Annotated in this window: 11 protein-coding genes; 4 read left to right on the top strand and 7 right to left on the bottom strand. The window is 38.9% G+C overall.

All coding sequences use genetic code 11. The features are described from left to right. Positions 1 to 45 precede the first annotated feature (45 nt). The 7 genes from AC0L7T_RS13670 to AC0L7T_RS13640 all read right to left on the bottom strand — a co-directional run bounded on the left by AC0L7T_RS13670 (position 46) and on the right by AC0L7T_RS13640 (position 9,314). Complete coding sequence (locus AC0L7T_RS13670; protein WP_473343219.1) at positions 46 to 750, bottom strand: DUF3307 domain-containing protein; 705 nt, start codon at positions 748 to 750, stop codon at positions 46 to 48. Further along, positions 747 to 1,361 carry a SatD family protein gene (locus tag AC0L7T_RS13665; protein ID WP_473343218.1) on the bottom strand — a complete coding sequence of 205 codons (615 nt, stop codon included), beginning with the start codon at positions 1,359 to 1,361 and terminating at the stop codon, positions 747 to 749. The genes AC0L7T_RS13670 and AC0L7T_RS13665 overlap by 4 nt, the downstream gene beginning before the upstream one ends. A 94-nt stretch (positions 1,362 to 1,455) precedes the next feature. Next, the gene (locus tag AC0L7T_RS13660) at positions 1,456 to 3,171 is read right to left on the bottom strand and encodes an L-lactate permease (protein ID WP_473343217.1); all 1,716 of its coding nucleotides are present in this window, start codon (positions 3,169 to 3,171) and stop codon (positions 1,456 to 1,458) included. Between the two features lie 34 nt (positions 3,172 to 3,205). Then, on the bottom strand, positions 3,206 to 5,092 hold the full coding sequence (locus tag AC0L7T_RS13655; protein WP_473343216.1) for a malate synthase: 1,887 nt from the start codon (positions 5,090 to 5,092) through the stop codon (positions 3,206 to 3,208). A 40-nt stretch (positions 5,093 to 5,132) separates the two neighbouring features. Beyond that, positions 5,133 to 6,278, bottom strand: coding sequence for a YncE family protein (locus AC0L7T_RS13650; protein ID WP_473343215.1), 1,146 nt, complete (start codon positions 6,276 to 6,278; stop codon positions 5,133 to 5,135). A gap of 415 nt (positions 6,279 to 6,693) precedes the next feature. Continuing rightward, positions 6,694 to 8,850, bottom strand: a complete 2,157-nt coding sequence (locus AC0L7T_RS13645) for a xanthine dehydrogenase family protein molybdopterin-binding subunit (RefSeq protein ID WP_473343214.1) — start codon at positions 8,848 to 8,850, stop codon at positions 6,694 to 6,696. A gap of 2 nt (positions 8,851 to 8,852) precedes the next feature. Further along, the gene (locus tag AC0L7T_RS13640; RefSeq protein WP_473343213.1) at positions 8,853 to 9,314 is read right to left on the bottom strand and encodes a (2Fe-2S)-binding protein; all 462 of its coding nucleotides are present in this window, start codon (positions 9,312 to 9,314) and stop codon (positions 8,853 to 8,855) included. A gap of 351 nt (positions 9,315 to 9,665) precedes the next feature. Here AC0L7T_RS13640 and AC0L7T_RS13635 point away from each other — a divergent pair, with 351 nt between their 5' ends. From AC0L7T_RS13635 to AC0L7T_RS13620, 4 genes are read left to right on the top strand one after another with little or no spacing between them, the layout of a single operon-like run. Next, positions 9,666 to 10,469, top strand: a complete 804-nt coding sequence (locus AC0L7T_RS13635; RefSeq protein ID WP_473343212.1) for a DUF5675 family protein — start codon at positions 9,666 to 9,668, stop codon at positions 10,467 to 10,469. 40 nt (positions 10,470 to 10,509) lie between these two features. Then, positions 10,510 to 12,246, top strand: a complete 1,737-nt coding sequence (locus AC0L7T_RS13630; RefSeq protein ID WP_473343211.1) for an N-acetylmuramidase domain-containing protein — start codon at positions 10,510 to 10,512, stop codon at positions 12,244 to 12,246. Beyond that, positions 12,234 to 12,857: a DUF4230 domain-containing protein gene (locus AC0L7T_RS13625; RefSeq protein ID WP_473343210.1), complete on the top strand. Its 624-nt coding sequence runs from the start codon at positions 12,234 to 12,236 to the stop codon at positions 12,855 to 12,857. Before AC0L7T_RS13630 ends, AC0L7T_RS13625 begins: the two co-directional genes overlap by 13 nt. After that, positions 12,854 to 14,980 (top strand): DUF4230 domain-containing protein, encoded by a 2,127-nt coding sequence (locus AC0L7T_RS13620; protein ID WP_473343209.1) that lies wholly within the window; start codon positions 12,854 to 12,856, stop codon positions 14,978 to 14,980. The genes AC0L7T_RS13625 and AC0L7T_RS13620 overlap by 4 nt, the downstream gene beginning before the upstream one ends. Positions 14,981 to 14,998: the final 18 nt, after the last annotated feature.

Here is a 14,998-nt window from a genome sequence, read left to right as displayed (position 1 = left end):
CAAGGTGTATAGTCACTTGGTTTGGAATAAATCGTATTGGGAAAATTAGCGGTAGTACTGCTCATAGATCCATCCACACAATATGGCCAAACCAAAGCTGACCAGGGTTCCTATTAAAATGTACTCTGTTAATTTTCTGTCTTTGGATTCCTTTAAATCCCCAAACCTGAATACCGATTTGGCTGCCACCAGAAAGCCAATGGCCTCCCATTTTCCAGCAATAATAAAGACCAATACAAACCAGCGCTCAAGAATACCAATGTATTGGCCTGCTTTCTCCAATGAGCCAATTTCATCGTCAGCAGCTGGTGTCCATTTAGAAATTACGGTTTTGATAATTATAGATGCAGGCAATGATAAAAACACCAACAAGGTGATCACCAACCAATGTTTCTCCGAAATCGGGTAAACCAAGTCTATAAGCGTCGGATCAAGGATTCCTGCAATTACAATCAAAGTAATGATATGGCCCAATTGATCTATAAAAAACCAATACCTTTTGGTTTGAGCCTTTTGCGCATAAAGCTTGGTCACATCGATTAGCCCATGAACAAGCATGATGCCAACCGCATAGGGCCAAAAAGTTAGGTCTGCAATGATTAACATTGTCAGAGCCCCATGTATCACTAGGTGTAAATACAATTGGTAAGCCCTTAGCTTTTTAGCTTCTTTTGCCTGCACCCAACGGTTGGGTTGCAATAGAAAATCCCCCAATAAATGGGCTAAAATTAGTTTTATTAATACAATCATGACATGAATTTTGCTACTCGATTCGGGAAGTAATCCACCAATGTTTTAATTACTTCAAAATTGGCTCTGGAAAGTCTGGCACTTACTGAATTCTGACTTATATGCTCCATATCCCCTAGTTCCGTTTGATTTTTTGTGGGATACTTGAATGCTAAATAGACCATCTTTGAAGAGTTTACTGACCAGTTGTCCATTATTGTTAATGCCAGTCTGAGCATCAGGTTTATTTCCTGATCTAGCTCCTTAAAATCAGTCCTGAGCATAATTCCCTGATGCATCTTTTCTAGTTCTTCAAACACCTCACCTGAGTAGACATAAGCACTGCCATTGTTTTCTAGCAAACGGTCAGTGGTGAAATTTTCCTCTCCAATACCCAAGCCCATTCTAATGTCCAAAGGATCAATGGATTTGATAGCTGCCTTGAGCAATATTGCAGCATAGAGTAACTGTCTCGGATTTTTTATCCTCAATTGGAAGCTGTCACCTCTATATATTTCCCAATCTTTGCCTTCCTTTCCCCATTCTTTCAACTCATTCTTCAATTCCTGCATCCATTGGTCTGCTGGAACCTTTCTTGAATTGATCAAGTCTCCTGTTATTATCCCTATCATTAACAATTCAATTTATCTATATTTTAAATGATAATTCAATTTATCTATTTATTGATGGATAATCAAATTTATCATCATAATAATGGATAAAAGATCATAAACTAACCATGAATTGATCCACTACACCCACAATTCCGATAAGAATAAAGCCTATCAAACCGGTCAATAACAAATAATAAAGAGTAGGAAAAATAGTCTTTCGAAGCACACTCCCTTCTTTTCCTAATAAACCTACGGTAGCAGAAGCCGCTACTACATTGTGTATGGCAATCATATTACCAGCTGCAGCACCTACCGCCTGCAGCGCTAAAATCCAGGTAGGTGACATTCCAAGGTTGTCCGCCACACCAAATTGAAACAAGCTAAACATCAAATTACTGATGGTATTGCTACCAGCAATAAAAGCACCTAAGGCTCCGATAACTGGTGCGAAAAAAGGATAAACCATTCCCACTTTAGCTGCCGTCCACTCTGCCATCAAAATAGGCATGGACAACAAACCTGAAGCATTTTCACCAGAATTTATATATACCCGTACCATTGCTACAGCAAATAAAAGAACAGCCCCAGCCTTAAATATCATCTGGCTGCTCTCACTAAAAGCCGCCATTACTTCCTTTTTATTCATCCCATGTAAAAGATAAGTAAGGCCACAGACGATAAGCAAGAGGGTTCCAGGCAAATATAAAGGAGTACTGGAAGCTGAAATTGTAGTACCCAAAATCTGATCAAGCCCAAATGAAACGCTGGTAAGCCAAGCTTTAAAAGGCAATTGTGGTAATCTGCTTAACACCAGCAAAACGGCCAATAAAAAATAAGGCAACCAAGCCAATTTCAATGAAATCCCGGGTTTAGCAGAAGGAACATCAGACAATTCATTAGTGCTTTTAAAACGGGTAGTTCCTAACCAGTCTTCGGGCCATTTGCTCGCCTCCTCCATTTCCCAAACAGATTCCGGAACCAAAAAGCCCCTTTTAGCAGCAAAAACTACAAGGGCCAAGCCTACCAAAGCGCCTATTAAGGAAGGAAACTCCGGACCTAAAAAAAGTCCTGTAATCAAGTAAGGAATGGTAAAAGAAAGTCCGGCAAAAATAGCAAAAGGAAAAACCTGAAATCCTTCCTTCCAGGACCTGTTTTTACCGAAAAACCTACAAAGCATCAACACCATTAAAAAAGGCATAAAACTCCCTACAATGGCATGGATAATAGCTGCATCCCCAGTAACTATATTCAAAACAACAGCCATATTCATACCCAGCTGATCCAATCTGGAGGTCAATTCAGGGTTTTCCAAACCACCTTTGATCCCCACCAATATAGGCGTTCCTACGGCACCAAAGGTGACCGCGGTGCTTTGGACCATCATACCCAAAACAACGGCTGCCAAGGCAGGAAAACCAAGCGCTACCAATAATGGCGCAACAATGGCAGCAGGTGTACCAAATCCAGCTGCCCCCTCAAGGAAAGACCCAAAAAGCCAGACAATGATAATGACCTGAATTCTCCGATCCTTACTGATTCCAGAAAAACCATCGCGAATACGGTCTACTCCTCCTGAAAATTTCAGAAAATTAAGCAGTAGAATGGCTCCAAAAACAATGTACAGAATATCAAAAGTGATAAACAAACTTTGAATGGAAGAGGCCAAAATGGTCACCAAAGTCATGTCCCAAAACCCGAAAGCCAGAATTGCTGTAAGCAGAAAAGTCACGGGCATTGTGATTTTGGCAGCAATACGAAAGCCAACCAACATAATTGATGCTACCAGAATGGGAAAAGCAGCGAGAAAAAACAAAAGGGTTTGTGACATTTTTAAGGGCTAATGTGAAATTAAGCAAAGCGATTTATACGGTAAAATCGAGATTTTCTGTTATTCGCTTCCCTTTTTCATTCAAAAATTTGATGTAAAGGTCGATCCGTTTATCCGCTACTTTTAAATCCATATTGTTAAGATTAAGATTCAACAAATCTATAAACCAGGGGATTTTCTTTTCCTCTCCCACATATTTTTCGACAATAGATTTAGCTATAGGAAGCGTGGTAACCTTAGAAGCTTCGTACACATCTTTGTCATTGGCTTTCAACAACTTGTCATACTCTTCCTCAAGCAATTTATCGAACAATTCCTGGGTGAAAAAATCGCCTTCTTTTACTCCCGAGTCCACATCATCTGAAGTGATTTCTGCATGTTTGTGTAACCACTCCCAAAGAATACTTAGCCGGATTTCTCCCGTAGCCATGTCCTCCATTAGGTAAAGTACATTCTCATCTCCAAAAAAATCAGCGGGTTTTAAAGCAGCAGCCTGCATGCCCTGCCCAAAGGCATTGCCATATTGCAAACCTACGCTTAAAAGGTTTCTTGCTCCTCGGATGGTTCTGGGAGCTGGTTCAAGGAAAATCAAACCATCCGCATCTTCCTGGGTATAGCTTAACTTCTCAAAAGTTCTTCCCATCTGGTTGGCCTCATTCTCTTTTTCCCAAACCGGGCGAACTATATGAACCATCTTCCAATGGGCCACCCATTTTCCGCTGGCCCCTTCTCGAAGTTCTCTCTCTGCTCCTGCCAAGGCTTTCTCCATACTTGCCTTAACTCCCTCTGATGATCCAACGGGAATATTTGGCTCCATACCTCCTTGCCAGAGTGCAAAATTGCCATTTATATCGGGTGTATTCACTGCCCTTCTTACCCGATCTTCATAATTTCTCATGTAGCCATAGGTCATGCCTATTGATTCAATATTGGGATTAATGAAGGATTGATCCCAGGCCATGGCATCGGACACACTATTGATATAATCCCAGCGACCTGTGTTATAGCCCACAAAATGTTTCCCTAATGCAGCCCTGATTTCCATTAATTGATATGTCGCTTCAAGTTGCTCCACCAATACATACACTTTTACGGTCCCTTCATCCAGTTCCAAATGGCTTTCCAAAGCGTTGATCATTCTGTTCCATAAAGCTGCTTCCTCTGCGGTTTGAATCTTGGGCAGATAAAGTACAATGGAGGATTTCGAAGCCAATAAGGCCTGGTAATTGTTTACCACGTAAAGCACCAAATCCGCAATAGAAGCAGAAAAGGAAGCCCCATCACTGAGACGTATATGCCTGTCATCCAGGTGAAGTCCCCGTGCCCTAAAAATCTTAGTGGTAAAATCCAATTGCTTCTTCCAATCCTGGATTTTATCCTTACCAAAAAACGTTTTGCTCCAATTGTTCATCTGAGTAGCCACTTCTTCAGCTACAGATAAAAACACTGGTGATCTTTGTATGGCCAGCTTAAGGTTGCGTTGGTTGTCTAAAGACATGGTAGAGACTTGTCCCAAGGCATCTTCGCCATCAAACATCCAACCATCTGCCCCAGAGAGCAAAGCATAAGCAACATTTCGGATACTGCTTTCCAGGCTAGCATTTGGCTTTGCTCCCGGTCCTGTACCCTGAATCCACTGCCGTTGAAGATCCGGGGGAATTACAGCGCCCTCAAAATTACCCTCCCTGGCATCACTTACCTTAATATTCGTCCCCGGAATATTGGTTTCAGGGTTTAAAAACGTTATTCTACTTCCATTTTGACTTCGCTCTTTTCTTCTGCGGAGCCTTATATTCATCAATTTTTTAACTTCTTCATTAAATGGGGCCATGTACGCTAAGGCCTCGAGCACTCCTGAGGAATAAACATCCTCATAAATTTCTGTCAAATTATCCCTGATAATGATTGCGGAATTATCCATTGCTTAAATTTAATATTGATTTGAAAATGATATGGACTTATTAATGCGTCGTTTTTCTACCTAATCCGAATTGGTCTCCTTTGGCAATAATTTTGCCGTCTTGAAAATGCAATTCGATCATCTTTTCACTCGCTACATAGTTGTTGTGCTCATCCTGGAGCAGATGAATAATTTTTCTGGTTTTGACATCTATCACCCCTCCACTAGAAGGATATCCATAGCTACCATCTATACTAAAGGTAATCCATCCAGGCATGTCCTGCAATGGAATGGTTGTGAGTTGCTGGTAAGGTGCTGTGGCTTGAAAGAGGTGTATGCGCATATTATGGCCATCACTGATCCATATTTCTTTTTCGTCAGGAGTTAGTCCTATCCCATGGCTGGGGTTGCCATGCCTTCTCACCGGACCTTTATCCCAACCTTCCACTTGAATACTCGCTAGCACCTGGCCGGTTTTTAAATCCCCAACTTCAAACCCCAGCAGTTCATTGACATTGACAAATACCTGGCTTTCCTGACTATTTATGGTAAAGGGTCTAATCCCATGAGAAAAAGGACCTATTTTCTTTACTATGGTATGTCCTTTTGTTTCAGCAACGTATAGATAGGGTGAGCTAATATCAGCCATATAGGCAAAATCTCCTGAGGGTCCATAAATGGTATTATGTGCCCGATCGTATACCTTTATTTTAGTAATGATTTCACCGGTTTCACAATTGACTACATTCCAAAAATCCTTTTCAAGGGAAGGCAAATACATGGTCCTCCCATCGGGTGAAATGGACATCCTGTCTGCGCCTCCATCAAAAGCCTTCTCCCAAATTATTTTTTCCGATGTTAAATCCATTCGTTGAAGCCCTTCAAGGGTGCTGATATATACACTATTCAGTGGAATACTCACTGCTATTCCCTTAATATTGGAAGGCGTGCCATCTTGCTTTAAACCTTGTAAAGGAATTCTTTTTACAAATTCATGCCCATTGTCAATATCAAAAACCAATAAACCATGACCGCCATAACCTAAATAATTTCGGATACCCGGAACAGCCACATACAAATACCGGTGTATCGGCTGTTCTTCTACAACCGATTGGCCTTCTTTGGCAAGTAAATAGGATTGATTGAAAATGGAAATACTAAAATAAAAGGCAAGAAAAATAAAACAATAGGATTTATGCCATGTCATGTGCCTTTGGGTTTTTGGGTTAATTATATGGATACATATAGGGTTTTAACGCGAAATAGGCAAATCCCTTCTTCTTGAAAGCCACCCGGTATTCTAGTTATTTGGACCCTTACTTCAATTCCAATAGTAAAATCTACTTATCAATATCCAAGATAAAAAAATTGTGCAAACGATGTATAATAAAATTCAAATTCTAAGAAAATGTTTTGCTTTAACTGGAATTATTCAAATAATTACTAAGGATTTAAAAACCTGATTTGCCTAATAAAACCTTATTAGATTGAATTCCATAAAAAGCCATCATTCCGGGACATAGACAGGAATTTGAATAAAAAAAACCACGGATAAAAATCCGTGGCATATATTAAAGGCAAATTCATTTCTACCTTACTTTTTCAAAGTCTCAGCATCCATACTAAGCTGGGTTTCCTAGATTTATATTTTTCATTCCCTCCTCATTAGAGAAAGGTTGATTTCTCAATCGTTGACCTGAAGCTTTATAGATGGCATTGGCCACAGCTCCACCTGTAGGTGGCAATGCAGGCTCGCCCAATCCTGTAGGATCAATCCCATTGTCTATGAAATGGGTTTCAATCTCAGGTATTTCCTTCATTCTAATCAAACGGTAAGTATCAAAATTCTTTTGATCCGCTACTCCATCGGTAAAGGTCAAATTGGCAAACATGGCATGTCCCATGCCGTCTAACATCCCTCCTCTTACTTGCTGATCGGCTCCAGTAGGATTGATTACGATCCCGCAATCTGTTACTGCATAAATCTTGTCCAAAATTGCTTTGCCTGCGACTATTCTCGCCTCGGCTACCTGCGCTACATAAGATCGGTGAGAGAAATAAACACTAAATCCCTGAGAGACACCTTGTTTTTTACCCCAACCTGATTTTTCAACCGCAGTGTTAATCACTCCTTTCATTCGGTCTATATCATAGTGGATTTCTCCAACAGGATTGGATTTGGCTTTGTCCAGAAGATTCAACCTAAATTCTACTGGATCCTTGCCCATTGCTTCGGCTACTTCATCCAAAAAGGATTGCTCAGCAAAAGCTAGAAAATTAGTAATTGGCGCACGCCAGGCATTTGTAGTAATCGGCGATTCAAATGCCATTGACTTTATTTCCAGGTTATCAATGGCGCCAGCTGGGAAATTATTCTCCCGGGTAGAATTGCCTGAATTCATACCAACACCAGTTAATTTGTAGCCAATTAATTCATCCTTATTATTCAAGGCCGCTTCAAATCTATACTTAACAGCAGGCCTATAAGCTCCGCCAGTAATGTCATCTTCCCTTGACCAGGTTAACTTAACAGGTGCTTTGAGCATTTTTGATAGTTCAACTGCTTCTTCGACGAAATCGGCTCTTAGCCGTCTTCCAAAACCACCGCCTAGTCTGGTCAATTCTACACTTACTTTTTCAGGTGCAATCCCACAAATCTCTGCTGCAGCTTTTCTTGCCCTGTCTGGTGTTTGTGTAGGACCAATCAACTCTACACTGTCCTCCTTCACATTGGCAAAGAAGTTCATAGGCTCCATTGGACTATGGGATAAAAATGGACACTGGTATTCACTTTTGATTATTCTTGCTGCATTTTTGAAGGCTGAATCTACGTCTCCGTCTTTTCTTTTGACTTCAGCATCGCCAGAATTAAGCATTTCATCAAATTTACTGTTGTGAAAGGCAGTAGATTCCAATTCCTTATCTATAGGCTCATAAGCTATTTTAAGTAATCTCCTTGCTTTCATCAAAGGCCAGGTGCCAGTTCCTACTACAGCCACGTTGTCTTTGAATGTAACCACATCTTTGACCCCATTTACCTTTTTAGCTTCATCGGCATCCACATTTTTTAGCTTCATTCCAAAAGGAGGCCTTTGGATCATGGCATGAAGCATATTCTCACGGTAAACATCCAATCCATAAAGAGGCTGTCCCGTAAACATTGCATCATTGTCTACATTTTTTACACGAGTGCCAATGATTTTAAAATCTTTTACCTGCTTTAACTGGACCTCTTCCGGAACGGACAATGCCGCAGCTTCATTGGCAAGTTCCCCATAATTCAATTTTTTCGATCCGTGAATTACATTTCCTTTATCCGTTTTTAATTCGGAGACCGGTACATTTAGACGTTTGGCGGCAGCTTCCATTAGCATTTGCCTGGCCGTTGCTCCTGCTTGTCTTAATCGTTGCCAGGAATGGGGCATGGCTCCAGAGCCACCGGTTACCTGTCTATCGTATTTTTCTGTATCTAAAAAAGCCTGTTGAACCCTTACATTTTCCCAGTCTACATCCAATTCTTCAGCTACAATCATTGGAAATGAGGTTTTGATGTTTTGCCCCAATTCAGGATTGGGAGAAAAAATCACCACGTGATTGGTTGGGGAGATGGATAAAAAGCTATTGAAATTAATGGCTTTGTCATAAATCTCCTCATTGCTGATGACTTTCATTTTTGGTGAGTCACAAGCGGACCAATTGAAGCCAATTAATAAACCACCCCCAGCCGTCGCTGCTATTTTCAAGAAATCTCTTCTATTCGATTTTAGTGCTTTGTTCATGGTTATTTGATTTTAGCTGAGGCCAACAAAACTGCTTCTTTGATTCTGTGGTAGGTACCACATCTGCACAAATTGGCATTCATTCCGTCTATTACTTCCTCCTCCGAAGGTGAAGGATTTTTCTTAAGCATTGCTGCCGCAGTCATTATCTGACCTGCCTGACAATAGCCACATTGTGCTACATCCACTTCTTTCCAAGCTTGTTGTACTGGATGATCTCCATTGTCTGAAAGCCCTTCAATGGTTGTGATTTTGGCGTCTCCAATGGAAGAAACAGGCAGTCCACAAGACCTTACGGCTTCATCATTTAGGTGGACGGTACATGCTCCACATTGAGAAATGCCACAGGAATACTTTGTTCCAATTAAACCCAGGTTGTCTCGAAGTACCCATAATAATGGGGTGTCCGAATCCACATCCACCTCAAAATTTTCGTCGTTGATTTTAAGTTTGTAGTTAGCCATTTTCTAATCTCTATTTAATTCTTTTATAAAAAATAAACCGATGACGTTTATTCTAATCGCTGTTCTGCATTGTAAAATGCAACATAAAGTACAGATCGATACCAATTGACGAATATACCAAAATTAATTAATTGGAATAAGCTAAAACATTTAGCGTAAACCACTGGATAATTAATTCAAATAGGCAAACAATACTTTATCATAATAATTCTAATGAATTCTTTAGTAAATCATATTAAAACCATAAAAATATGATGTTTATTCTTTTGATATTGAAAAATAATTAATTAAATTTTGAGTTACAAAGAATCAACACAATATTTTATCCTAAAGTATTAAATCACAATTAAAATGAATAGAATACCAGGTTTACTGGTTTTAGCTGGTGTGCTATTGGCTGTCCTGTTTTTTTATTCCAATCCTGAAGTATTGGATAAAATTTGGTTATGGATGGTAGGGTTTATTGGTTACCTGGCTATCCTATTTGGAAAAGGCTATGAAAAAATAAAAGACTTGTTTACCAAAAGTCAAACAGAAGGTGAAAACACAAAGCCTAATCAAATTCTGAATCCAGGTATTGAAAAAATTAAAGAGGGCATTAAGCCTGATATTCAAAAAGCAGCAAGCTTATTAGAAAGCCAGGAAGTAAAATCTCTTCCCAAGTCATTGATAACTGTTCTTAGGTATGTAGACGATGGGAATACAACATTGGGATTAATGTTTATTGACAAGGTTTTTTTCGCCTATACATTAGAGGACACTCATAACGATGAAAAAATCCCAGGAGGGACAAGGATTCCGGAAGGCCATTACCAACTTGGTATAAATGACAATATAAGCCCATTGACACAACGCTATAGAAATAGGTTTGACTGGTTTTCCAACCATATTGAGATTAAAGGGATACCAAATTATGATTTGGTTTACATTCATATCGGCAACAGTCATAAGGACACCAAAGGCTGTATTTTAATAGCTGATGGCGTAAATGCTAGCCAACCTGAAAAAATGATCCTTCAATCACAAAAAGCCTATGAAAGGTTTTATAAAAAAATATTTACCAAAATCAACCACAAAGAGCCATTGGCTATAAATATACTAAATGAGGAATGGTTCGAAAGGATTTCCAATACTCCTCACTTAGAAAAAGCCTAATAATATTAATTCATAGAAAGACCACAGACCGAAACACTCCATGGAAAATGCCACTTCAAACCCTGAAAATCAGGATAAAAAGCCATCGTTATTATCGGAACGCAATTATATTTTTATCCACATTGCTTCGATAGTAATCATAATGCTAGCCACACTTATATTCATTGTGCCTGGCATGGAAACCACCAACCATACATTTGCCAACGGGTTCATTGTCATTGTTGCCCTGAGTTTTATTTATGGCCTCATTGCCAGGCACATAAGTCCCAAGGTAAAAGACAGAAACCCCAACTTTAATCCCTACCACACCTTTTTCTTCAGAGGAACGGTAATCCTATCCATTATTCTGGTCATTTTCGCTGTATTAGGAGCGTTGTTTGTATATGTAGAACATGACAATCTTTTCCAGGCGGTGGGTCTGGCAACAACGGTAATATGGATCGCCTTGTTCTTTATCTATTTTATGTGGTCGGTATATCATTATAATATTAACTACGGACTTACAGATCAGGACTGGCAGCGTATCTATGATTTTAGGGACATGCACAGTAAAGGTATACCCGTCAAACCTTCCGATTTGGAGATGCCTGAGTACAATCCTTATAAAAGTCAAACATTTGGACTTCCTCCTGGAACGGTTAGGGGTATGATTGCTTTTACGCTTTTGATGGGTGGCATGTCACTTTTGATTGTCAGTTTTGGCACCCAGTACACCGGTGTGGACGCTGCTTTATTGAGCCAGCAATTTGAGTTTTTTGAAACGGCATTTTTAATGATGATTGCTTTCTATTTTGGAGACAAGTCTCTAAAATATTTACGAGACAGGTGGACACCAAAGCAAGTAATTAACCAAGATGGCACAAAAAATCAAGGTGGAAATGGCGCTTCTCTTTCTTCGAGTCAAATGGAAATCCCTTCCAGGCCTATGGACAATATGGAAATTGACAATGCCTATTTTGATGAAGAGGACAGGAATTTCTCCATTGAAAATGGGTTGCAAACAGATGATACGCCACCGGCTACCCAACAAAGGTCCATTCTTTCAACTTCTTTTGATACCCTACCAGAGGTGAGTTTGCATAGGGAAGAGTATGTTCAGATAAAGGACAATACCAACAGTAAATTGCTTAGTGATATGGACATCCGGATAGCGCTGGATGAACTGGAAGAGAAGGACAATATCAGGATAAGTTTACCTGTCATAAAAGCCATTGTAAAAGTAGAATCTGCTGGACGTGGACACCTAAGTGACGGAAGAGCCAAAATCTTATTTGAAGGACATAAATTCTGGTATTGGCTGAAAAAATTTAACAAGGATCCGAAAGCATTAAGTGTGGGCAACGAAGATATTATTTATGAAAAATGGACTAGATCCCATTATCGAGTAGGTATAAAAGAGTATGACCGCCTGGAAAAGGCAAGGAAAATTGATCCAAAAGCAGCTGTTTATGCCACTTCATGGGGATTGTTTCAAATCTTAGGTGAAAACCTAGAACACAATATTAAATCCCGAAATTATAAAAATGTCGACGAATTTGAGGCAAGGCAACATGAATCAGAATATTTTCATTTTCTGGATTTTCTTGCCTTTATAAAAAATAAAAAAGTCCGAGGGAAAAGCCTTATAAATTATATTTCAGAAGAAAATGAAGGGAATTATGATTGGGAATCTTTTGCCTATGGCTATAATGGCAGTGGTTATAAAGCCAATAAATACCACATTAAAATGAAACACTTTTATGAGGAATTCAAAAATGAACAAACATGGACAGCTTAAAAAGGCAATTGCTCTATTTGATAGCCTTTGTCCTGCTTGTCTTTTCATCTACAGGGTGTAAAAAAGAACAAAGGGGATTGGTTATTGGGAAAATTCAACAAGCCAGTGATCTTGTTGTGACAGAATTTGTCATAGACAAAGTAGTTTTCGGTAGAAAAGAAAAAAACATACTGTTTGTGCCTGTCAATGATGCCTCTTTTTTGGCCTATTCAAGGGCAAAGATAAAAACAGGTATTAATCTGGAGCGTATAAGAGAAGAAGATATAATAATCGAAGGAAATAAGATAACCCTTCATTTGCCCACCATAGAGGTCATTAATTTCTCCTATCCACCAGAGGATTTTGTTGAAGACTCATTGGTTTCAAATCCAAAAACCTTCTTAAACAACATCACCTTGAAGGATCAGGAAACCTTTTTCAGACTTGCAGAAATGGACATTCGGGATCAACTTCCCTATATGGGTCTGGTGGAAACCAGTCAGAATCATGCAAGAAAATTAATGTTTACCTTATTGAAGACTTTTGAGTTTGAAGAGATTTTCATTCACTTTAAAAGTGATTCATTGAAAGTAAGACAAATACAACTTTCCGACAATACCATAAATCAATGATACGGCAAATTCTAGGAAGTGCTCGCTTGATATTTCAAATTCTATTGGTGGTTGCCGCAGTGTTATTGATCTATTCGTGGAATCCACTGAACCTGTTCGGTGGCAAGGCAGAGTTGAAGCCTACTGCGAACATGGTTTCAGAAATAAGAGAAATCGGTGAAATGATTACTGCAGAATATTATGGAGAGGTTTTAACATCAATAGATGAGGTACAGATAGATTACCAAAACAATGAACAAATCATCTTGCAGGCAGAATTTAGCTATGAAAAAATTCTAGAAGATATTTTAAACCTCAGAGATTTTCAATCCAAAAAGCCTCAAGAACAAATGGAAATTGGAGATCCAGACAAGCAGCTCAAAAGAAAAAAAAGAAAACAATTAATTACAAATAAAAATTCAAAGAGCAATATAGAGGACAGACTTATCTATCATTGTGATTGGGAAGAAACCAGAACTATTGAGTTTTTTGATGAAATCTTAACCTTTATTTATTTAAAGAAAAATAAAAAGCAAGATGCCATTACAGATCCATTAAGGGAAAATCTATTAAAGAAAACCCTATTGGAATGGTTGGAAGAACCCGACATGGATAAATTGTGGGACACTGCTACTTTTAAATCGGATTATTATGCCAGTAAATTATCAGACCGGCCACGTAGTGAGGCGCGCAAAAAGCTGGCCATGATAGGTAGAGGAACAGTGAAGGCTGGTTTTGATTTTGAAGACCTACAAAGTCATATGTATTACCTTAATGAAGAAGTTGGTGAATTGCATATTTTCGGCCTTGCTCCTAAGATCCTTAATGCAGATATCAACCCCTGGTTTATTCCTGAAAAAGGAGTTCCAGGCTTTGATTTATTAAGTTACAATCGAAAAGTGGACTTTAAGGACAGTAAAAAAGTGAAAATCTATGCCGTCCAAAAACTTAAAACAAATGCGCTAAGGGCTGGGATAATTGAACAAGCGGAATTAAACGGAGGTCAAACTATCAGTCGACTTGTTAATTTACTTACTGATGTGGAGGTTAAAAAAGTAATTTTTCACCATGATGCACTCATCGATTTAACCAAGGAAATTCAAAAAGATCGATTTATAAGTTATGAGGAGGCCGCTTTGTTCGAAAACCACCTTAACAATGAATTAGAAAAGATCGACTCACTAAGAGCGGTCACTACAGACCGATACAACAACAGAAAGCTGGCGGACACCAAGTGGAGTACAATGGTGCAAATGCTCAAACAATTGCAAACCTTAGAGTTTGAATCCCAAATTTCACCCTATAATTATTTTTCAACTTTATGGTACCGCATCAGTGAAGATGGACTAATTGATGATAAAAATTGGTTAACTATTCAAGGTAAAATTGGTCAAAAGACCGCTCAAGAAGAACAATTGGAAGCGCTATGGATAGAAAAAGATACTTTACTTCTGAAATCTCAATTCAGTGAAGGCATTTTCCAAATTATAAAGGATTCTATACCCATCGGCAAATACATTCCTAAAACTTTATCATTAGAAGATTGGACTAGCCAAAATTCTAATAATTCAATTCCTCTTAAAAAAGAGGTCATATTTCTTCCGGATAGTACAGTATCTTATTATCAATTTGAACAGGATGCTGAAAGAAAAGACAGTCTTTTACATCTGATTGGTTTGGAAAAGTACCAACCCAAAGCATGGGAGGATTGGATCACAAACAAAGAAAGTATTCGGAAAATCAACAAGCTTGACACAGTAAAGGCATTAAAACCTGAATTTTCTGAGTTTTGGTTGGTTAATAAAGATGAACCGGATCAACTTATCCAGATAAATATTCCATTGGATCAATTGACCTATCCCCTTTTATTAGGTTTAAGTGGAAAGGGCAATACTACCAGCATCTCCATTGGCAATCATGTTCTTTTTCTATCCTCTGGTAATTTTAAGGCAGACCTCAATCGCCCAGGTTCCACGCTACCTAATAAATTGTCCGATGATCAACTCAAAGATCTTGAAACCCATTTAATAAAATTGTATACCGAATTCGATGCCTACCATAACCGGGACTTTCTAACGAAGGCCAATCGATGGTTTACCAGTAAAATGGAAAGTAAATCTGGGATTCTAGACAAATTTAAATAACAGTATACGCATTGGTCT

The sequence above is a fragment of the Cyclobacterium sp. 10D3-21 genome (assembly GCF_055809755.1).
Note: the sequence above shows the minus strand (reverse complement) of the source record. Positions and strands in the feature narration are given on the sequence as shown.